We start from the raw sequence: 21,442 nt of genomic DNA, 5'->3' as shown, positions 1-21,442 counted from the left end.
CATCGGGCCGGTCGGCATGGACTGAAACCATTCCCGCGGGGCGAGCGTCGGCTGCGCGCGGCAGCAGCGACACCGTTGCTGGGTGGAGATCGGCCGCGGCGGCTGGGGGGATCGGCTGCGCGCAACGCCTGGCCAGTGCCTGCCGGCCAGGCGTCGGCGGCGCGAAGACGCCCAAGCGCAGCCGCGCGCCGTGCTTTCCCGGCGTCGGCAGCGGCCCCTGGCGGCGGGCACGCGGCTGTCGGCGGCCGCGCATAGGCGAAGCCGGCGCGATGCGCCCACAATAGGCGCCAATCTTGCTGCCCTCGCACCGTCATGACCGATCTGTATGCAGAAGCCCTTGCCACCTTTACCGCGTTGTACGCCGAGGCGCACGCCGGCGCCGAGCTCGAAGCCAGCGCAATGACCGTGGCCACCGCCAGCGTCGACGGCCGGCCGAGCGCACGCACCGTCTTGCTCAAGGCCTTCGATGCGCGCGGGTTCGTGTTCTACACCCATCTGGACAGCGCCAAGGGCCGCGACCTGCAGACCCATCCGCAGGCCGCGCTGCTGTTCCTGTGGCGCAGCCTGCGCGAGGCCGGCATCCAGGTGCGCATCGAAGGCGGCGTGCAGCTGGTTGGCGCAGAGGAGGCCGATGCCTACTTCGCCTCGCGCCCGCGCATGAGCCAGATCGGCGCCTGGGCCTCGCTGCAGTCGCAGACGCTGGGCTCGCGCGAGGAGTTCGACGCGGCCATCGCCAAGGTGGAAGCCACCTTCGAAGGCCGCGCGGTGCCGCGCCCGGAAGGCTGGGGCGGGTTCCGGGTGGTGCCGCAGGCGTTCGAGTTCTGGTATGGCGCCAGGTTCCGCCTGCACGAGCGCTGGCGGTACGAGGCCGATGCGGCCAGCCACTGGAGCAAGCGGATGCTGTATCCGTGAGCACGCCGGCCGGGTGGCGGGATCGGGGTTGCACGGAGCCGACCTCCGATGCGCGGCTGGACCACAACGGCGCCCAGGCGGCGCATGCGGCGTGCGGCTTCGCGCCGACTGAACCGGTGGTCTGCTTGCACCTGCAGCTGGCCTGACCGGCCGACGTCCGGCCCTTTCTGCCGGTCGCGGACAGTCTGTAGTATGTCCGCCCATTGCTTGGCTATCGCTGCATCCCCGCAGCCGCTTGATCACCGCTGCATGACCAAAGGACAGGACATCGTATGACGCAGTACACCACTGTCGAACTGCACGGCCTGCTGGCCGAGCGCTACCGCGACCAGCCGATCGAGGTCGAGCTGATCGATGGGCTGGAACCGGCCATCAACCTCACCCTGGCCGACCATGGCGACATGCAGATCCAGGTCGCCGCCTCCGGCTCGCAGGTGTTCGTTTCCACATTGCTGGCCAACGCCGACCAGGTCAGCGACCGCGCGGCGTTCAACGACGCCTGCCTGCGGCTCAACCCGCTCAATCCCTTGTCCAACCTGGGCCTGGTGCAGGTCGATGGCAAGGACAGCTACGTGGTCTTCGGCGAACTGTCGGCGTCGTCCACGCTGGACCAGATCGACGAGGAAATCCAGACCCTGGCGGCCAATACGCTGGATGCCGCCGAATCTCTCAAGCCGTTCTTTTCCTAAAGGCGTGTCGTCATGAGTATCTTTTCAAAGCTGATCACGCTGCTGCGTGGCACTGCACACGAAACCGGCCAGAAGGCGGTCGACGCCAACGCGCTGCGCATCCTGGACCAGGAAATGCGCGATGCCGGCGCCCAGCTCACGCGCTCGCGCGAAGAGCTGACCAAGCTGATGGCGCAGAGCAAGCTGGCCCAGCAGAAGATCGATGCGCGCGCCGGCAAGATGGCCGAATACACGCGCTATATCGAAGGTGCGCTGGCCAAGGGCGACGAATCGCTGGCCCACGACGTGGCGACCAAACTGGCTGCGCTGGAAAGCGAGGACGCCGGCGACAAGGCCTCCAAGACGTCGCTGGACCAGTCGGTGGTGACGCTCAAGGCCACCATCCAGAAGACCGAGAACCAGCTGCGCGGCATGCGCCAGCAGATCGACACGGTCAAGGCCACCGATGCGGTGCAGAAGGCGCAGGCGGCGATTGCCGCGCGCCATTCCGGTGCCAGCAGCAAGATGGGCTCGGCGCTGGAATCGCTGGAGCGGATCAAGGCGCGTCAGGCCGAGACCTCCGCACGCATCGAATCGGCCGAAGAGCTGGAAGCATCCAGTGGCGACGGCGATCTGAACCGGCGCCTGGCCGCGGCCGGCCTGATGGAGGGCGAGTCCAACGCCGCCGCGGTGCTGGCGCGCTTCAAGAAGCCGGCCCAGCTCGGCCACGACAGCGCCGGCGGCAGCGCGCCGCTGATCGGCCAGGTGCGCGACGTGCAGCAGGTTCCACGCAGCGACAGCTGACCGGCCACACGGCACAGGACGCGCCATGATCATCGTCGGAAAGCTGTTGCGGGTGGTGCGGCGCCACGTGCGCCGCGTCAGCTGGGGCATGGTGGCGCTGGCCCTGCTGGCGCATATGGGCGTGAGCTGGGCGTTGTTGTTGCTGGCCGGCGAGCACACGCTCGTTGGCCCGGACGCGTTTCCGTATTACTACATGACCACCGCCACCACCATCGGCTATGGCGACCTGTCGCCTGGCTCGGTGGCTGGCCGTTACATCGCCGCGTTCGTGTTGATGCCCGGTGCAGTGGCGCTGTTCGCCACCGTGCTGGCCAAGACCAGTGGCGTGCTGATCACCTTCTGGAGGCGCCACTACATGGGCAAGATGGCTTACGCCGATCTGTACGGGCACACCATCCTGATCGGCTGGCAGGGCGCCGCCTCCACGCGCTTGCTGGAGCTGCTGCTGTCGGACACCGCCACCGACGACGAAGGCGTGGTGCTGATCGCCGAGGGCGTGGCCGAAAACCCCATGCCCGACCACATGCGCTTCATCGCCGCCGAGTCGTACACGCACACCGAGGTGTACCTGCGTGCCGGCATCGCGGGCGCGGCGCGGGTGATCGTCAACCCGCCGTCCGACGACCAGACCCTGGCGGCGGTGTTTGCGTTGATGGCGCATGCGCCGCGTGCGCACATCGTGGCGCACTTCGATTCGGGTAGCGCCGCGCGGCTGGTCAATTGCCACTATCCGGCGATCGAATGCACGCGGCCGATGACCGCCGAGATCCTGGCCCGTGCCGCGCAGGATCCCGGCAGCGCGGCGATCACCGCCGAGCTGCTGTCGGTGGACGATGGCCCGACCCAGTTCGGCCTGCTGGTTCCGGCCGATGTGCCAATGCTGGATTACGGCGTCGTGGCCACCGATTTCAGCCAGCGCGGCGCCCTGCTGCTGGGCCTGCGCGCGCCCGATGGTGCGCTGCGCTTGAACCCGCCAGCACACACCGCTGTCCCGGCCGGTGCGATGCTGTATTACCTGGCCGAGCAGCGCGTGCCCGTGCAGGCCATCGCATGGCAGGCGCTGCGCACTGCGGCCGTTCCCCATTCCCCATCGCCACAAGGTGCAGGACGATGAGTTTTTTCAGCAAGTTGTTCGGTCAACCACAACCGCCGCCGTTGCCCGGTACCGGCACCGGCGCCATCGGCCACACGCTGCCGCTGGGGCTGCGTGTGGGTGGCCAGGTGGAGATCGACACCACGTTGTACCGCATGGCACCGGAGGCCATGACCGCCGAGTTGCCGGGCGGGCATCAAGGTATTCCGTGCTACGGCCACGTCAATCTGGGTGATGGCTATGCCCTGCATCGGTTCTACCTGGACGATGACGCGTTCCTGCAGGTCACCACCGTGGGTGGCGATCTGGAGGCGATGAAGGCGTTCGTGTATTGCGAGACGGTCAACCCGCCCAGCAAGCAGGCGTTTCAGGAGTTCGTGATGCAGCATCCGCATCTGGGTGCGGCGCAGATCGACTACGCCGGCAAGCGCTGGCAACGCGCCACGCAGTCCACCGACGATGCTGCGCGGATTCCGCCGATCGCCTACGACGAGGTGCTGTACCGCTATCAGCCGCCGCGCCGCGATGGCGATCTGACCCACTACGCCATGCTCTACAGCCGCGACGTGCCGGAGCTGCAGCGCGAGGAATTCCTGTTGGTCACCGGCGAGGATTCCGGCCCCAATGAATTCTGCGTCACCTATGCAGTCGGCATCGATGTCACCGTTGCCGATCTGGATATCACCTGAGCGTGCGCGCTCGTCCTCCACTTACCCTGGTCCTGTCATGAACCCGATCAACCTGCAGAGCTTTCTCGCGTTTCTTTCCTACTTCGGCACCGGCCTGGGCGTGTTGATCGTGGCGGTGGTGCTGGTGACCCTGGTCACCCCGCACAAGGATTTCACCCTGCTGCGGCAGGGCAACGTGGCGGCGGCCACCGCCCTGGCCGGCAACCTGATCGGTGTGGCATTGCCGCTGCATTCGGCCATCACCCATTCGGTGAGCCTGGTCGATGCGCTGATCTGGGGCGCGGTCGCCTGCGGCATCCAGATCGTGGCGTACCTGCTGGCCAACCTGGTGGCCGGGCGCATCTCGCGGCAGATCACCGACAACGTCACCGCCGCCGGCATCTTCTCGGCCGGCGTGTCGATCGCGGTCGGGCTGATCAATGCCGCGGCGATCACGCCGTAACGGAGCGCAGGCATGAAGCGATCACGCAATCTCAAGCTCACCCTGATGGCCGCATTGCCGGCCGCCCTCGTCACCGGCTGCGGGTCCGAGCCGGAGACCGGCGTGGTGCTGCAGTCGGCTTCGGACTGCTACCAGATCAAGCAGGAACAGAGCGACATCCAGCAGTGCCTCAAGGCCTACGACGAGGCGGTGACCAAGCACCAGCAGGCCGCGCCGCGCTTCAACACGCGCTACGAGTGCGACGAGCAGTTCGGCAGCTGTACGGCGGTGCAGACGGCGCAGGGCCAGCAGAGCTGGATTCCGCCGATGGGCGGGTTCCTGCTGGGCTATGCGTTGGGCAACATGACCGGCGGTGGCGGTTACCGCTATGGCGGCTCGATTCCGCTGTACCGCGATTACCGCAGCGGCGGGTACTACAAGCCCAATGGCGATCTGGCCAGCAACCGCGTCGGCACCGTGCGCGGGCGCAGTGGCGCGATCGACATGCCGTCGCGGGCGATCACCGTGTCGCGCTCGGGTTTCGGCTCCAGTGCGGCGGCGCGCAGTTCGTTCGGCAGCGGCGGACGCAGCTCCGGATACGGCGGCTGACATGCAACGGATCGCAATCGCCGAGCGCCCGGACTGGCGCGAGCAGGCCGAATCGCTCGGCTTCCATTTCCACACCATCGACGGCGAGCGGTACTGGGACGAAAGCGCGTACTACGCGTTTACGCTGCAGCAGATCGAGGACGACATCGAAGCGCCCACGCAGGAACTGCACGACATGGCGATGCAGCTGGTGGACGAGGTGGTGGGCTCGGAACAGCTGATGACGCAGCTGGCGATTCCGCCGTTCTACTGGGACTGGATCGCCACCTCGTGGAAGGACCGCGACCCGCACCTTTACGGCCGCATGGACCTGGCCTACGCCGGCAACGGCCCGGCCAAGCTGTACGAGCTCAATTACGACACGCCGACCTCGCTGTACGAATCGGCGTATTTCCAGTGGCTGTGGCTGGAACAGCAGATCGCCGCCGGTGCGCTGCCCAAGGGCACCGATCAGTACAACCTGATCCAGGACCTGCTGTGCGAGACCCTGGGCGCGTTGGCGGCCGATGGCGCGCTCGGTGCGCAGATGCATTTTTCCGCGGTGCGCGACTCGCTGGAAGACCGCGCCACGGTGCGCTACCTGCGCGACTGCGCGCACCAGGTGGGCATCAGCACCGAGGAAGTGGCCATCGAGGACATCGGCCTGAGCGCCGATGGCTGGTTCACCGATGAGCAGGACCGGGTGATCCACACGCTGTTCAAGCTCTACCCGCTGGAATTCATGATGGAAGAACGCTTCGGCCCGGCATTGATTGCCAACCGTGTGCGTCTGATCGAGCCGGCATGGAAATCGGTGCTGAGCAACAAGGGCATCCTGCCGCTGCTGTGGGAGCGGCATCAGGGCCATCCCAATCTGCTGCCGGCGCGCTTTGCGCAAGCCGGCGAAGCGCCCACGGCAGGCTGGGTGCGCAAGCCGCTGCTGTCGCGCGAGGGCGCCAATATTTCCGTGGTCACCGCGCAGGGCGAGGCGGCGCACACCGACGGCCCGTATGTGGACGGGCCGGCGATCCTGCAGGCGCACCATCCGTTGCCGGTGTTCGATGGCCGGCACGCCCTGGTCGGCAGCTGGGTGGTGGCCGATCGTCCGGCCGGGCTGGGCATGCGCGACGACGATGGCCCGATCACCCGCGACACCTCGCGCTTCGTGCCGCACGTGATCGTGGATTGATGCAGCAAGGGGGCGCATCGCCACGGCGAGGTGGCGATGCCGTGTGCCGCGATCGCCTTGCCTCCGGTGATGCGTGGGGTTGGTCTGGGGCGCAGCTGCGTCGGACGCCAGGTGTCGCGGTCCATGGCGCAGCTGCCGCTGCGCATCGCCTGACACACGCTGCGATGGCGCGCAAGCCCCGCGCGGCCTGCCGGGCAGCGCAGGTTTTCCACACCCCCTGTGGATGGAACTTGCACAAGGCTGTGGACAAGTGGCGGCAGGCCCCGGCCTGCAACGCTGTCAAGATGGGTGGCGAAAAAATGACCAGTCGCTGGCGACCTGCGTAGTTCGCTCTCGATCGCAGCGATCCCGGCAGGATCGGCAAAGTCGGTTGCGCCCTGGTCGCTGCGATGCCCCGGCCTGCAGTGCACCGCGCCAGCGCGCCGGGGCGAGCATACTCATCGTGCAAGCCGTGCAAGCCGTGCAAGCCGTGCAAGCCGTGCAAGCCGTGCAGGGCGCACGCGCGGTGCATCTAAGGTGTGCGAAACGCATCGATCGAGCGCAATGCGTCAGCGCCCGCGACCGGTGCTCGCCTGCGTCGACAGCGTGCGCACACCGCACCCCCTCACACCCGCCGCGCCACGAAAAAGCCCGCCACGGCGAGCAGCCACGCCAGCGCAAACACGCTCAGGTACGCGGCCGCAGTCGCGGAGGCCAGCAGTGCGGCGAACAAGGCGCCGGCCAGCGCCAGCATGCCGGCCACCGCAATCGCCTCGCTCAGCTGCAGCGCCGAACTGTTGCTGCCTTGTTGCGCCGGTGGCGACAGCGACAGCGTCAATACCGACAGGCTCGGATACAGCAGGCCCATGCCCAGGCCGGTCAGCGCCCAGCCGGCAATCGCCACCGGCACCGGGATGACCGGCCACACCGCACCGGCGCTGATCACGATGCCCAGCGACATGAAGCACGCACCGGTCTTGAGCAGGCGTGGGCGCGACCAGCCGGCGCGGCTGTGGCCCTGGTACCAGGAACCACTGAACCAGCCCAGCGCGCCGACGCTCAGCGCCACGCCGGCCAGCAGTGGCGACAGGCCACGTTCGCGCGACAGCAGCAACGGCAGGAATGCCTCGAACCCGAAGAAGGCGGCCGCCGCAATGCCGCGCAGCGCGATCACGCTGGGCAGGCCACGCGCAAGCCGCAGCGTGCCGGTCGGCAGCAGCTGCCAGGCGCAGCACACGGTGAGCGCCAGTGCCGGCAGCATCGCCAGCAACGCGCTAGTGCCGTGCAGCTGCCCGCCCAGATACACGCCGAGCACACCCAGGGCCGCACCGATCGCCCAGCGCAGTGCGGAATTCGACGCGCCGTCTGTGTCGCTGGACCATGCGCGCCCGCGAATGGCCGGCCACAGCATCAGTCCGGCCGGGATCGCCAGCAACGGCACCGACAGGAACACCCAGCGCCAGCCGATGTGCTGCACGATCAACCCACTGATCCCTGGGCCGATCAACGAGGGCACCACCCAGCCGGCCGAAAACGCGGCAAACACGCGCGGCCGCAGGGCGTCCGGATACAGGCGCCCGACGATCACGTACAGCGCCACCGAATACGCGCCGGCGCCCAGGCCCTGCAGCAGGCGCCCGGCAATCAGCACGGGCATGCTCGGTGCCAGCCCTGCCACCAGCAGGCCGATCACGAAGCACAGCAGGCCGTAACCCAGCGCGCCGCCCGGGCCGCGCCGGTCGCTCCAGCGCCCGGCGGCCGTCATGCCGACCACGCTGGTCGCCAGGGTGCCGCCAAATGCCAGCGCGTACAGCGGCAAGCCGTCCAATGCGCGCGCAACGGTGGGCATGGCGGCGGCCACCGCCAGCGATTCGAAGGCGTTGAGCGACACCAGTGCCACCATGCCCAGCGTTGCTGCGCGATACGGAGCGGCCAGGATGGAGGGGGGGCGGGTATCGCCAGACGAGGCGGCGGGCAGGGCGGTATCGGTAGGCATCGGACATCCAGGACGGCAGTGTGTGTAAAGCCACGACGCCGGTACTTGCAGCAGTCGTGGCCGCGCAGCATCCTGCCTCAACCAAGGTTGAGGTCAAGGCAATGCAGCGTGAGTTGTCGGTGGGCGAAGTGGCCAGGCGTAGTGGCGTGGCGGTGTCGGCATTGCATTTCTACGAGCGCAAGGGCCTGATCCGCAGCCTGCGCACCGCCGGAAATCAACGCCGCTATGCGCGCGATGTGCTGCGACGCATCGCGGTGATCCGCGTGGCGCAACGGCTCGGCGTGCCGTTGCAGCAGGTGCTGGACGCGTTCTCGGTGCTGCCGGACCAGCGCACGCCCACCCGTGCGGAATGGGCACGCATGTCGGCGCGTTGGCGTGGCCAGCTGGATGCGCGCATCGCCGAGCTGCAGGCCCTGCGCGACCAGCTCACCGACTGCATCGGCTGCGGCTGTCTGTCGCTGCGCCGTTGCCGCTTGAGCAACCCGGGCGACACGCTGGCCGAAGACGGGGATGGTGCATTGCGATTGTCGCGGCTTGGCGCGGACTGAGATGGCGCGTGCGGGCTGCGCCGCGGGCGGGTAGCTTCGGCGTGATGGGTATCTGCCGGTTGCGTGTGGGCTGCAGCCACCGCGCCGCTTCAGTGCCCCGGATCCGCCTGTCGCCGTTCCGGACTCAAGCCGCAACCGGGACCAATGGCAGTGCCGTGCCGGGCGAAGGCGACCGTAGGATGGGAATCCCCCTCCGCCGCAGGACCTCACGCATGTTCCCCACCTTGCGCCGATCGCTCGCCGTTGCGCTGTCGCTGGCGTGCATCACCGCCTACGCGCAGGCCGCGCCTGCAGCCAACGCCGCCGCGCCGGCGAGCGCGTTCGATCCGCTGGCCCTGTTCGCACCGCTGCAACTGCCCGACGCACCCAACGCCTACCGCAGCGGCAGCGGCGTGCCCGGGCCGTTGTTCTGGCAGAACCGTGCCGACTACAGCCTCAACGCCAGCATCGACCCGGCAACGCATACGCTTACCGGCGAGGCGGCGATCCACTACACCAACCGCAGCCCGGACACGCTGGACGTGCTGTGGCTGCAGCTGGACCAGAACATCTACCGCGCCGATGCGCGTGCTGCCGCCAGCCGGCCGTCGCGCCGCACCCAGTTCACCGACGGCATGCAGATCGCCAGTGTCGAGATCGACGACGGCGGGCGTCGCCAGCCTGCGCACTTCGTCGTCGACGACACCCGCATGCGGGTGGACCTGCCGCAGCCGTTGGCCGGGCAGGGCAAGGCGCTGACCGTGCATGTCCGCTACCGCTACACGATCCCCGGCACCTGGGGCGGGCGCACTGCGGTCAGTGCCAGCAAGCAGGGCGAGATCTACGAGATTGCGCAGTGGTATCCGCGCATGGCCGTGTACGACGACCTGCGCGGCTGGGACACGCAGCCGTACCTGGGCTCGGAGTTCTATCTGGAGTACGGCGACTTCGACTATGCGGTGACCGTGCCGGAGGGCTTCCTGGTGGCCGGCTCCGGCGCACTGACCAATCCGGCCGAGGTGCTCAGCCGCACCGAACAGCAACGCCTGCAACAGGCGCGTGGCAGCGATCGCACGGTGCTGATCCGCACGCCCGAGGAAGTGAGCGCGCGCGCTGCCAGGCCGAAGGGGAACGCCACGCGTACCTGGCGCTTCCATATGGACAACACCCGCGATGTGGCGTTTGCCGCCTCGCCTGCGTTTGTATGGGATGCCGCACGCATCAGGTTGCCGGGCGGCAGGCAGTCGCTGGCGATGTCGGTGTACCCGCTGGAAGGCGTGGGCGCGGACAAGTGGAACCGCTCCACCGAATACGTCAAGGGCGCGATCGAACATTTCTCGCAGTGGTACCCGTATCCGTGGCCGGCCGCGATCAACCTGGGCGGCTACGGCGCCGGCATGGAGTATCCGGGCATCGTCTTCGACGGCTTTGAAGATGGCGGCAAGGAGCTGTTCTGGATCACCGCACACGAGATCGGCCACACCTGGTTCCCGATGATCGTCGGCTCCAACGAGCGCCGGCATGCGTTCATGGACGAAGGCTTCAATACCTTCATCGATGTCTATGCGTCCGATGCCTTCAACAAGGGCGAATACGCGCCCAAGCGCGACTCGGAATATGCGCCCAAGGGCGGCAACCCGGTCGATGAAATCCTGCCGTTGCTGGCCGATGCCAGCGCGCCGACGTTGATGGACAATGCCGATTCCACCAGCGAGACCTACCGGCATTCGCTGACCTATTTCAAGGGCGCACTGGGGCTGGTGCTGTTGCGCGAGCAGATCCTCGGGCCGGAACGTTTCGATCCGGCCTTTCGCAAATACATCGCCACCTGGGCCTACAAGCACCCCACGCCATCGGATTTCTTCCGGCTGATGGAAAGCGAGAGTGGCGAGAATCTGGCCTGGTGGTGGCGCGGTTGGTATCTCAACAACTGGCAGCTGGACATGGGCATCAGCCAGGCCCATTACATCGATCACGATCCTGCCAAGGGCCTGCAACTCACGCTGCGCAGCAGCCAGAAACTGGTGATGCCGGTCACCGTGCGGGTGGATCTGGCCGACGGCAGCCATCTGGACCGCCGCGTGCCGGTGGAAACCTGGCTGCAGACCACCGCGCCCAGGCTGACGCTGCCGACCACGCAGAAAGTGCTGCAGGTGACGCTGGACCCGGAGCATGTCTTGCCCGATGCCCGGCGTGACGACAACCAGGTGAACACGATCGGCTAGCGGCTGCCGATGCATGCATCTGCGCTGCAATGGCGCAGCTGTCGCAGGCTTGCACCACACGCGTTTCACTGCCGCCAACGGCGCAATCGATTGCAGCGATTGCGCGGTTTTTCGTGGCGGCGTGCAGCCCGATGTCATGCGCAGACGCGCCACGATGCAGGCGCGTCGGCGCCAGCTGCCAGGTGCACGCATCGCCGAGCGCATCGCCACTGAAGGCTGCCGCGTTGAGATCACCGCGACGCTTTGCGCAACGGTTCCATGCCGTGTCCGCGCTGCGCGGCAATGAGATGCGGCAACGCCATTGCGGCGTAATTTTCGCGGTCGCCCGCTGGTAACGCTTACAGCCACGCTGCGTCTGCATTCGTGCTACGGACTCAAGCGCATCCAATATTTCGTGCCGGGCGGTGGCCCTGTGCGTTTGCTGCAACGCACGGTGACAAGCCCCGGCACGCGTGACTAGGCTGCGCCGCGTGTTAGCGCTATCAGTGCCGCACCGCATGCCTGCACAGGGTCGGGTGCAGGGCGCTCGACAGCACGCAGCGCGCAGGCGTACCGATTGGGAAGGCAGTCGCAGGTGCTGTACAGGTCCAGGCGCAGGTCGCGTTCGTCAGGAACGTGGCACACGCACGGTCGGCATCAAGGGGCATCGGCCGGCGTTCGAGGCGGCCGATTGAATGAAGTGCTGCAGGGAGACCGGTCGCGTGCCGTCCAAGGTGCGTGGCCAGGCAAGCGCCGCGTCGCATTCCGCGACCACGGCCGTGGGTGTTGCACCAGACCCGAGGATAGATCGATGCGTCGTACGTTGAGCAATGTGAAGTCGAAGGCCATGTTCACCTTCGTCGGTGGCATGTTGGTGATCAATCCGGCCTTCGCGCAGGACGTTGCTGCGCAGCAGGCCCCGCCGCCGCAGTCCAGCGCACAGACCGCCACCACCCTCGATGCGGTCACTGTCACCGGCATCCGCAGTAGCCTGGACCAGTCGATGGGCATCAAGCGCGACGCTGCCGGCGTGGTGGATGCGATCAGCGCCGAAGACATCGGCAAATTTCCCGACACCAACCTGGCCGAGTCGCTGCAACGCATCACCGGCATCTCGATCGAGCGCCGCGACGGCGAGGGCGCGCAGGTCACCGCACGCGGCTTCGGCCCGCAGTTCAATACGGTGACCCTCAACGGCCGCCTGATTCCCGGCGCCGATGCGTTCGGCGCGCCCGGCCAGACCCCGATCGGGGGCGTGGATGTGGGCACGCGTGCGTTCAATTTCGCCCAGCTCGCCTCCGAGGCCATCACCGGGATCGAGGTCTACAAGACCAGCCGCGCCACCGCGCCCAGCGGCGGGATCGGCGCCACCATCAACATCCAGACCGACAAGCCGTTCAATCACGAAGGCGTGGTGGCCAATGCCGGCGCCAAGATGGTGTCGGATCGGTCGCAGCCGTTCGGCGATTCGCTCACCCCTGAGGTGTCGGGCATCTTCAGCTACACCAATCCCGACAAGACCTTCGGGATCGGCTTGAGCGGCAGCTATCAGAAGCGCCACGGCGGTTCGGTGCAGGCCACCGAAAACACCTGGAACATCCAGCGCTGGACCGGCACCGATCCGGCCCTGCGTCCGGATGCGGTGGTGACCAATGCGCCGGCGATCGGCCAGCTGTACGGCATGCCCAACGACCTGCGCTATGCCTTCGCCGACTTCCAGCGCGAGCGCACCAACGGCCAGGCGGTGATGCAGTTCGCCCCCAGCGACAGCCTGACCCTGACCCTGGACTACACCTATTCGTCCAACGAGATCCGCGAAGAGCGCGGCGAGCAGGGCATCTGGCTGCAGCGCGCCAACAGCTTCACCGACCTGACCTTCGATACCGGCCAGGCGGTGGCCACGCCGGTGTATCTGCGCGATGTGCCCAACGGTGCCAAGGACTTCGGCATGGAGCAGCAGCGCAACGAACAGAAGTACACGCTCGGCTCGCTCGGTTTCAATGCCGATTGGCAGGTGAACGACCGCTTCCAGTTGTCCTTCGACGCGCACAACTCCAAGACCAAGAGCCTGCCCAACGACCCGGTCACCGGCGGCAGTGCCACGTACTTCAGTTTCGCCGGCACCAACAACTGCAGCAATGGCCCGTCCTGCGGCGGTCAGTGGGGGCAGGAGCTGCGCTTCAATGGCGGGCTGCCGATCGGCGCGCGCACCTGGTATCCCACCGCGGCCGATTCCCTGGCCGGCACCAACGGCGTGCTCAACCCGGACTTCACCCCCGCCGAGCTCGGCTCGCAGGTCCTGCGCATCTTCTATCAATCGCAGGTCACCGAGATCAAGGAAGGCCGCATGGACGGCACCTTCGACTTCGAGGACGGGCGCTTCCAGTTCGGGGTGAGTACCGCCACGACCACCATGAACCGGCTCACCAGCGACACCAACTCCACGCTGGGCGACTGGGGCGTGGCCAACGCCGGCAACGAGCCCGGCATGCAGGCACTGCTGCGGCCGGTGAGCATCACCGGCATGTTCAAGGACTTCAACGCCAACGGCGCCGCGCCCAATGCATGGCGCGGCGATGCCGACCAGCTGGCGCTGTGGGGGGGCAGCCAGTACGGCGCCACCACCCGCTACAACCCGCAGTACAGCGCCGATAACCAAGTGGAAGAGAAGACCCGCGCCGCCTACGTGCAGCTGGAACTGAAGGGCGACATCTCCGGCATGACCACCAATACCCGGCTGGGCCTGCGCTACGAGCGTACCGATGTGGAATCCACCTCGCAGGTGGCCACGCCCACGGCGTTGCTGTGGCAGGCCAACAACGACTTCCAGCTGTTGCGTTCCACCGAGCAGCAGCCCTTCAGCGAGAAGACCAGCTACAACTACATCCTGCCCAATCTCGACTTCAGCATCGACATCTCCGATCAGCTGAAGGGGCGCGCCTCGTTCGGCCAGACCATCGCACGGGCGCCTTACAACAACCTGATCGCCGGCCCGACGCCGAATACGCCCAATGGCTCGATCCTGATCAACCCGTCCAACCGGGCCGGCGGCAGCTCGCAGAATCCGCAGCTGGATCCGCTGGAATCGGACAACCTCGACCTGGCGCTGGAGTGGTACTTCGCCGATGCCAGCTACGTGTCCGCCACGTTCTGGAACAAGCGCGTGAGCAACTTCATCGGCAATACGGTCTCGCGCGAATCCCTGTACGGGCTGAGCGATCCCACCTCCGGCCCGGATGCACAGTCCGCGCTGGCGTTCCTGCAGAGCGGCGCCTGCGCAGCGCAAGTGGGGGCCTCCGGCAACGACGTCGCTGCTGCGTGCTCGGCCAACGACACCTCGCTGTTTGCGGCGATGGCGTTGCTGCGCAACGCCGCGGCCACCGGCGGGCTGGCCGCCTACAACGGCAGCTCCGCGCAGAGCCTGGCACTGGAGAACGCCTACGACATCGTCGGCAATGCCTCCGACCCGCTGTATCAGTTCGATGTGTCGCGCCCGGTCAACCAGAACAAGGCCAACATCCACGGCTGGGAACTGGGCGGGCAGTACTTCTTCGACAGCACCGGCTTCGGCATCTACGCCAACTACACCATCGTCGAAGGCGATGTGGGCTTCGACAATACCGTGATCGATCGCGACCAGTTCGCGCTGCTCGGCCTCAGCGACACCGCCAACGTGATGCTGATGTACGAGAAGTACGGCTGGAGCGCGCGTCTGGCCTGGAACTGGCGCGACGAGTACCTGATCGCCGCCAACCAGGACAACGCCAACCGCAATCCCTACTACGTCGAGGCCTATCAGCAGTGGGATCTCAGCGTCAGCTACAGCTTCAGCAAGCAGCTCTCCGTGGGCTTTGAGGCGATCAACCTGACCGGCGAGGACGTGCGTTGGCATGGGCGCTCGGACAAGCAGATGATTCGCCTGATCGACCAGCAGCCGCGCTACACGCTGGGTGTGCGCTACGCGTTCTGACAGCCCGGCTGTGCGCGCCTCCGGTGGGCGCAGCCCGTGCGTGGCGTGGCAGATGCCGACCTGCGGGCCGGGCTCGGTTCATGGCGCGCGTGTGTTGAATGCCGCCTGCGATCGCGCGCCGGCTGGGCCGAGTGGTCGCGTCGCGTCCTCAGCCTGCATGGCGGCGCTCCGGTGGCCGCAACTGCGCGGTCGAGCCGGCTGCAGTGAGGTCTCCGTCGCTACGCCCGACACGCGTTGCGACGGCTTGCACGTAGACAGCGGCCCGCCGACGGCCGCTGCGGCTGCCCAGCGACGCGGATGCTGCCCGGCCGGTTCCCATGCCGCCGTGCCGCTTGCCGGCCCGTCGCTTTTTGGCAATGCTCGCCAAGGCAGGCGCGTTCCCGGTCGCGCGTTCGACGCATTCCACGCAATGCGGTCCTCCATCGCGGAGCACCGTGGGAGTTTCAGATGACGCGATACGCAGTGCTCAACAACGTGGCGCATCACGATCTGCGCGTCATCCTGCGCTTCGGTGCCGAGTTCGGCGATGCGCTCGGCCTGGTGCCGGCCTTCGTCACCGAGTACGCCGAGCTGCAGCGCGAGTACCCGCTGTTCTTTCGCAAGGATCCTGCTACCGGCGGCTACCAGTCGGTGGCGCTGCTGGGCTTTGCGCAGGACGAAAACCTGTTCCTGCAGGAGGGCCGTTGGGCTGCCAGCTATCTGCCGGGCATCGTCGCCAAGGGGCCATTCCTGATCGGCTTCCAGCAGCAGCGCATCGATGGCGTGTTGGTGCAGGAGCCGGTGATCCATGTGGATCTTGAGCATCCACGCGTCAGCCGCCACGACGGCGAGGCCGTGTTCCTGCCGCAGGGCGGCCACAGCCCGTACCTGGAGCATGTCATCGATGTGCTGCGCGGCATTCGCGACGGTGTGGATGCCGGCCAGGCGATGGCGGCTGCCTTCGACACCTTGGGGCTGATCCAGCCGGTGCAGCTGGATGTTGCGCTGGATGCCACCCACGCCACCACGCTGGAAGGCCTGTTCGCCCTCGACCGCGAGCGGCTTGCCGCACTCGATGCGTCGTCGTTGCAGCAGTTGCACCGGGCCGGCTATCTGGAAGCTGCGTTCCTGATGCTTGCCTCGCAGCACAACGTGCGCCGGCTGATGGCCGAGAAGCAGCGCCGCCTGCAGCAGGTGCACGCTGCATCTGCAACCGCCGCGTTCGCCTGAGCGCATGACGACCGCCGCAGCCATTTCCTCGATCGCGCCCGTCGCCGAGCGCCGCGATTGCCATCCCGACGCGCTGCCGCTTGCCGCACTGTGCGAGGCGGCCGAGCCGGTGGTGCTGCGTGGCATCGCACGCCACTGGTCGCTGGTGCAGGCCGGGCTGCGCGGTCCCGACGAGGCGATGGCGCTGCTGCGCGCGCACGATGGCGGGCGTGTCTTGCAGTACTCCCATGGCGGCCCGGAGATCGCCAGCCGCCCGTTCTACAGCGACGATTGCAGCGCGCTGAATTTCGATGTGCAACGCGGCAGCCTGAGCAGCTTGCTGGAGGCCATCGCCATGCATCGCGACGACCCGCAGCCGCCCACCTACTACCTGGCGTCGTTGCCGATCGACGACAACCTGCCGGGCTTGCGCGCCGGCAACGATCTGGATGTGGCCGCCAGCGGCATCGCGGTGCAGCCGAGCATCTGGATCGGCAATCGGGTCATCGCCTCCTGCCACTATGATGCCCCCAACAACCTGGCGTGCTGCGCGGTAGGGCAACGTCGCTTTACGCTGTTTCCGCCCGCGCAGGTGGGCAACCTGTACCCCGGCCCGCTGGATCCCACGCCGGGCGGGCAGGTCGTGAGCATGGTGGATATCGCCAATCCGGATCTGCTGCGGTACCCACGTTTCGCCCAGGCGCTGACGCAGGCGTGCACCACCGTGCTGGAGCCGGGCGATGCCCTGTTCATTCCCGGCATGTGGTGGCATCACGTGCACTCGCTGCAGCCATTCAACGTGCTGGTCAACTACTGGTGGAACAGCGTGCCTGCGCACCTGCCGGCGCCGACGCCGGCGCTGTATCACGCGCTGTGGTCCATCCGCGACCGCCCGGCAGCGGAAAAAGCGGCGTGGCGCGCCCTGTTCGACTACTACGTGTTCGGTCCGGCCGAGCGCGCCGGCGAGCACCTGCCCGAGCAGGCGCGGCATGCGCTGGGCCCGATCGACCCCACTCTCGCGCGGCAGCTGCGCGCGCTGTTGATCGGCAAGCTCAACCGCTGATGGGCGAGACCGGCCTGAAGGTCATCGACCGGACACCTGTGCAGCTGCCCGGCGGTCGCGGTCGATGTGCCGCACGCGCATGTGCCGCGTTCGAGCGGTCGCTGCGTGGCTTCTGCGTCACCCACACGATCGGGCACGATGCTGTGCCAGGCAACCGACATCCACGCAAAAGGAGCGCGCAGTGAGCCATGGTCCGATTCGCAGGGTCGTCATCGTCGGTGGCGGCACCGCCGGCTGGATCGCCGCCTGCGCGCTGTCGCATCAGTTCCGCGACCTGCTGGAGATCACCCTGGTCGAGTCCGAGCAGATCGGCACCGTGGGCGTGGGCGAATCCACGGTGCCGCCGATCCGCAGCTTCCATCGCTTCCTGCAGATCGACGAGCAGGAATTCCTGCGCGCAGTAGCCGGCACCTTCAAGCTGTCGATCTCCTTCGAGCATTGGCGCCGCCAGGGCGAACGCTACATCCATCCGTTCGGCCTCACCGGGCAGAGCACGCTGGTGTGCGCCTTCCACCATCTATGGCTGGAAAGCCAGCGCCGCGGCATGCCGTGCAGCTTTGGCGATTACTGCCTGGAAACCGTGGCCTCGCGCGCGGACCGTTTCGCGCTGTTGCGCGAGCCCGCGGTCAATTACGCCTATCACCTGGATGCCGCGCTGTATGCCAGGTTCCTGCGCACGCGCAGCGAGGCCTGCGGTGTCAGGCGCATCGAAGGCAGGATCCAGCAGGTCACGCTGCAGCCGGAGAGCGGTGATGTCGCCAGCCTGGTGCTGGAAGACGGGCAACTGATCGAGGGCGATCTGTTCATCGATTGCAGCGGCTTTCGCGGCCTGCTGATCGAACAGGCGCTGCACACCGGTTACGAAGACTGGAGCCATTGGTTGCCGTGCGACCGCGCCGTTGCGGTGCAGACCCAAGCGCTCGGCGCGCCGGTGCCGTACACCCGCGCCATCGCGCACGAAGCCGGTTGGCGTTGGCATATTCCATTGCAGCATCGTGTGGGAAACGGCCTGGTGTTTTCCAGCGAGCACCTGTCCGACGACGAAGCGCATGCCAAGCTGCTGCGCGATGTGGCCGCGCCCGCGCTGAAGGATCCCTGGCTGGTGCCGTTCCGCACCGGTTGTCGACGCAAGGCCTGGAACAGGAACGTGGTGTCGCTGGGCCTGGCCAGCGGCTTTATCGAACCGCTGGAGTCCACCAGCATCCATCTCACCATCGCCGCGGTGGTGCGGCTGATCACCCTGTTCCCGGCAGACGGCATTGCGCCCTCGCAGGTGGAGCTGTTCAACGCCATCAGCCGCGCCGAGATGGAGCACGTGCGCGATTTCATCATCCTGCATTACCACGCCACCCAACGCGACGAGCCGCTGTGGCGCCAGTGCCGCGAGATGGAACTGCCCGCATCGCTCGCCTTGCGCCTGCGCGCCTGGCGCGAACGCGCGCATGCCTGGCAAGGCGCCGATGAACTGTTCCGCGTCGACTCCTGGACCCACGTGCTGATGGGGCAGGGCATCATGCCTGCGCAGCATCACCCGCTGGCGCGTGCAGTGTCCGATCGCGACCTGCACCGCCTGCTCGACGGCATTGCGCAGCCGATCCGGCGTGCGGTGGACCAGATGCCGTCGCAACAGGCGTTCATCGATGCGTATTGCAAGGCCGGGGCAAGCGTGTGGGGCTTGCGCAGTCCGGTGGTGACGTAGAGCGGCTGGCAACGCGGGGGCGCCGCCGGCAGGCAGGCGCGGCCGCTGCCCGCAACCGGCACGGCGCCAGCACGTCCTGGCCCGGCTCGGCAATGCGATGCGGGACGGGCAGCGTGCTCCCGCAGTCGGCAAGGAAGGCCGGCACGGGTCGTCGGCGCGCGCGGGGCGCAGGCCTGTGCAGGAGCGCGCTTGCGCGCGATTGAGCGTCACCGGGAATGCCTCGTCGCGGCCTACCACCGCGGTTCCGGGCGCGCCGTCCATGCCCAACTGACGACTGCTTGCAACGTGTCAGCCGCTCTTGGACACACGAGACCAGAGAGGCCGTGTCGCCTGCTGTTTCGTGCCCGCTCTGCACGATGCCTGGTGATTTCGTGCCACTTGATAGCGGTCGCGACATCAGCGCCGGAGACTGGTCCGGTGCGCTGACGACCGTGCGCAGCCGGATCCATCGCTGCAGTGCAAAGCTGCTGCGCTACAAGCGCATCAAATCCCTGCCCACCACGATCGGCCCGGCGTAGTGCTTGCGCGCGCCCGCGCTCCACATGGCATCGGTGATGGTCGGGTCGCCGCCGGGCACGAAGTGAGTGAGCACGAGCCTCTTCGCATTGGCTGCCGCTGCGATCCTGCCGACGTCCTCGCTGGTGGAGTGGCTCTTGAGCAGATGGTCGAGCAAGGTCGGTGCGTTGTCGCTGGTCTTGAGCATCTTTTCCAGCGCAGGCAGGTACATCACCTCGTGCACCAGGAGGTCGGCGTCCTTCGCGAAGTCGGCCAGTGCAGGCAGGTAGCGCGTATCGCCGGAGAACACCACCGTGCGCTCGCGCGTGGCGAAACGGTAGGCGAACGCCGGCTTGAGCGTGTAGTGATCCACCAGCGTGGCGGTGACGGTCACCTGCTCGTTCTGCAGCACCGTACCGGCTTGGTCGAACTCGTGCACCTGGATCAGCTGCCTGAACGGCGGGCGGCCTTCTTCGCGGATGCGCGCCTCGATGTCGATGGCATTCATGTCGACGAACGCGTCCACCATTTTGGCGATGCCGGGCGGGCCGTAGAGATGCACCGGCGTCTGCAGCCCGCTCGCCCAGGCCAGCCACACCACGTTGAGCAGGTCGGCGTTGTGATCGGAGTGGTGATGGGTCAGGAAGATGTCGCGGAGCGCGGGCAGCTGGATGCCGGCTTTGGCCAGTTGCTGCGCAACGCCGTTGCCGCAATCGATGAGATAGGGCTGCCCGTCGACGACCAGCGCGTTGGCGGCTGCGGCGCGCAGCGGTGAGGGCGTGGGGCCGCCCTTGGTGCCGAGCAGGACCAGCACGCTGCCGGTGGCCGGGAACGGCGCCGACGATGCCGGCTCCGCTGACGCAATGGCGTCGTTCGGCTCGCGCCGCAGCGCGGCACCGAGCTGGCCTGCCACGCCCAGCGTGCCCGCAGCCAAGGCGAGACACAGCGCCTGGCGACGGGAAGTGCGTGGAGAAGATGCGGACATGACGGCTCCTGTTGAAGCATGGGAGAGGACGCGCCAGGCGGCGAGCGGCGCTGCGCCAGACTATCGTGACGCTGCCGGGCGTGCGACTGCGCCATCCAAGGCCGCGGGCGGATGCGCAGTCGGTGTGTGTCGGCGGCCGGCAACGGTCGGGATCATCGGAACGGGCCGATGGCGGCAGCAGCGGGCTGCAGCCAGGGATCAGGCAACCGCTATTGCGGCACACCCAGCGTGCACGGTGGCATGTCTGATCGACCGATCCGAATCGGCCACGTCGCGCCGTCCGTCGCTTTCGAACGCCAGGCCCTTCATCGATTGCCTTCAGACTCTCGTGCGATGAAGTCGTTCAACGCAGGCGAACGATAGAACGCCATGCATTGCGCGAAGATCCGGTTGAACGGCCCGCGGCGCGCTTCGTCCTTCATCGGCACCTCGGCGCGATGGAAGTCTGCCGTCCGTTCGGCCACGAAGCGCTGCAGGCGGTCGGTAGCGCCGGTCCTGGCATTGTCGAGCGCGTAGGTCGTCAGCAGATACGAGCGATCGCGCAGCTGGTCGGATGTGTACTTGCCGCTGCGTTCGTAGTTGTTGTCCAGGCACAGCTGCAGCGCGTATGCCTTGATATCGTTGCGATCGGCCGGCTTGCCGGCTGCGCTGGCGGTGACCTGCAGCGACAGCATCAGGAGTGCAGCGGCGGCGATGAAACAAGGAATGCGTTGAACGGGCATGCCGATCCGGGTGACGGAAGAGCTGCCAAGTCTGCATCATCCGGGCGCTGCAGGTGAAGCCGGTGACGGGCGACGCGCGTGACCGTTGACATCCAGGGGACCAGCGCACAGAAAAATCCCCTGCACAGATCGAACCGCACAGATCGCACTTTACAGATCGATCCTCACAGAACGATCGACACGCCGGCGCCTCCATCGACCGCAGTCCGGCCAGACCGGGCGCGGTCGCACGTGGCAGGCGAACCACCGC

At 67.2% G+C, this 21,442-nt stretch carries 16 protein-coding genes, 1 other RNA gene and 1 pseudogene; 15 read left to right on the top strand and 3 right to left on the bottom strand.

Annotated features, from left to right (window positions below):
* Positions 1 to 300 precede the first annotated feature (300 nt).
* From pdxH to C0541_RS14520, 8 genes and pseudogenes are all read left to right on the top strand, one after another.
* A pseudogene (pdxH, locus tag C0541_RS14560) lies at positions 301 to 912 on the top strand (pyridoxamine 5'-phosphate oxidase); the annotation flags it as partial.
* Between the two features lie 272 nt (positions 913 to 1,184).
* Positions 1,185 to 1,601 (top strand): YjfI family protein, encoded by a 417-nt coding sequence (locus C0541_RS14550; RefSeq protein ID WP_005995044.1) that lies wholly within the window; start codon positions 1,185 to 1,187, stop codon positions 1,599 to 1,601.
* Positions 1,602 to 1,613: 12 nt separating this feature from the next.
* Complete coding sequence (locus C0541_RS14545; RefSeq protein ID WP_104583023.1) at positions 1,614 to 2,384, top strand: PspA/IM30 family protein; 771 nt, start codon at positions 1,614 to 1,616, stop codon at positions 2,382 to 2,384.
* A 25-nt stretch (positions 2,385 to 2,409) separates the two neighbouring features.
* The gene (locus C0541_RS14540; RefSeq protein ID WP_115049379.1) at positions 2,410 to 3,498 is read left to right on the top strand and encodes an ion channel; all 1,089 of its coding nucleotides are present in this window, start codon (positions 2,410 to 2,412) and stop codon (positions 3,496 to 3,498) included.
* Positions 3,495 to 4,166 (top strand): YjfK family protein, encoded by a 672-nt coding sequence (locus C0541_RS14535; RefSeq protein ID WP_115049377.1) that lies wholly within the window; start codon positions 3,495 to 3,497, stop codon positions 4,164 to 4,166. Before C0541_RS14540 ends, C0541_RS14535 begins: the two co-directional genes overlap by 4 nt.
* 37 nt (positions 4,167 to 4,203) lie before the next feature.
* Entirely contained in the window at positions 4,204 to 4,608 is a 405-nt protein-coding gene (locus C0541_RS14530; protein ID WP_047126964.1) for a DUF350 domain-containing protein, read from the top strand.
* 12 nt (positions 4,609 to 4,620) lie between these two features.
* Complete coding sequence (locus C0541_RS14525) at positions 4,621 to 5,196, top strand: DUF1190 domain-containing protein (RefSeq protein ID WP_115049376.1); 576 nt, start codon at positions 4,621 to 4,623, stop codon at positions 5,194 to 5,196.
* Position 5,197: 1 nt separating this feature from the next.
* A complete protein-coding gene (locus tag C0541_RS14520; RefSeq protein WP_115049374.1) occupies positions 5,198 to 6,364 on the top strand; it encodes a glutathionylspermidine synthase family protein in 1,167 nt (388 codons plus the stop codon).
* 604 nt (positions 6,365 to 6,968) lie between these two features.
* Here the strand turns inward: C0541_RS14520 and C0541_RS14515 are convergent.
* Positions 6,969 to 8,339 (bottom strand): MFS transporter, encoded by a 1,371-nt coding sequence (locus C0541_RS14515; RefSeq protein ID WP_115049372.1) that lies wholly within the window; start codon positions 8,337 to 8,339, stop codon positions 6,969 to 6,971.
* A 101-nt stretch (positions 8,340 to 8,440) separates the two neighbouring features.
* On the opposite strand from C0541_RS14515, the gene soxR reads away from it, so the two are divergent.
* From soxR to C0541_RS14475, 7 genes are all read left to right on the top strand, one after another.
* Entirely contained in the window at positions 8,441 to 8,887 is a 447-nt protein-coding gene (gene soxR / locus C0541_RS14510) for a redox-sensitive transcriptional activator SoxR (RefSeq protein WP_115049370.1), read from the top strand.
* Positions 8,888 to 9,099: 212 nt separating this feature from the next.
* Entirely contained in the window at positions 9,100 to 11,091 is a 1,992-nt protein-coding gene (locus tag C0541_RS14500) for a M1 family metallopeptidase (protein ID WP_161960081.1), read from the top strand.
* Between the two features lie 790 nt (positions 11,092 to 11,881).
* Entirely contained in the window at positions 11,882 to 15,040 is a 3,159-nt protein-coding gene (locus tag C0541_RS14495; RefSeq protein ID WP_161960080.1) for a TonB-dependent receptor, read from the top strand.
* Positions 15,041 to 15,487: 447 nt separating this feature from the next.
* The gene (locus C0541_RS14490) at positions 15,488 to 16,249 is read left to right on the top strand and encodes a SapC family protein (protein ID WP_115049366.1); all 762 of its coding nucleotides are present in this window, start codon (positions 15,488 to 15,490) and stop codon (positions 16,247 to 16,249) included.
* Between the two features lie 4 nt (positions 16,250 to 16,253).
* The gene (locus C0541_RS14485) at positions 16,254 to 17,291 is read left to right on the top strand and encodes a cupin-like domain-containing protein (RefSeq protein WP_115049364.1); all 1,038 of its coding nucleotides are present in this window, start codon (positions 16,254 to 16,256) and stop codon (positions 17,289 to 17,291) included.
* Positions 17,292 to 17,472: 181 nt separating this feature from the next.
* Complete coding sequence (locus tag C0541_RS14480) at positions 17,473 to 18,990, top strand: tryptophan halogenase family protein (RefSeq protein ID WP_115049362.1); 1,518 nt, start codon at positions 17,473 to 17,475, stop codon at positions 18,988 to 18,990.
* Positions 18,991 to 19,205: 215 nt separating this feature from the next.
* A non-coding RNA gene (locus C0541_RS14475) (sX9 sRNA) lies at positions 19,206 to 19,284 on the top strand.
* A gap of 178 nt (positions 19,285 to 19,462) precedes the next feature.
* Here C0541_RS14475 and C0541_RS14470 read toward each other — a convergent pair.
* The gene (locus tag C0541_RS14470) at positions 19,463 to 20,470 is read right to left on the bottom strand and encodes an MBL fold metallo-hydrolase (RefSeq protein ID WP_115049360.1); all 1,008 of its coding nucleotides are present in this window, start codon (positions 20,468 to 20,470) and stop codon (positions 19,463 to 19,465) included.
* Positions 20,471 to 20,775: 305 nt separating this feature from the next.
* On the bottom strand, positions 20,776 to 21,192 hold the full coding sequence (locus C0541_RS14465) for a hypothetical protein (RefSeq protein ID WP_115049358.1): 417 nt from the start codon (positions 21,190 to 21,192) through the stop codon (positions 20,776 to 20,778).
* Between the last annotated feature and the right edge of the window lie 250 nt (positions 21,193 to 21,442).

The organism is Xanthomonas arboricola, from assembly GCF_003353015.1.
Lineage (GTDB): Bacteria > Pseudomonadota > Gammaproteobacteria > Xanthomonadales > Xanthomonadaceae > Xanthomonas > Xanthomonas arboricola_E.
The sequence above is the reverse complement of the archived record's forward strand: the minus strand, read 5'-3'. Positions and strand labels throughout refer to the sequence as shown.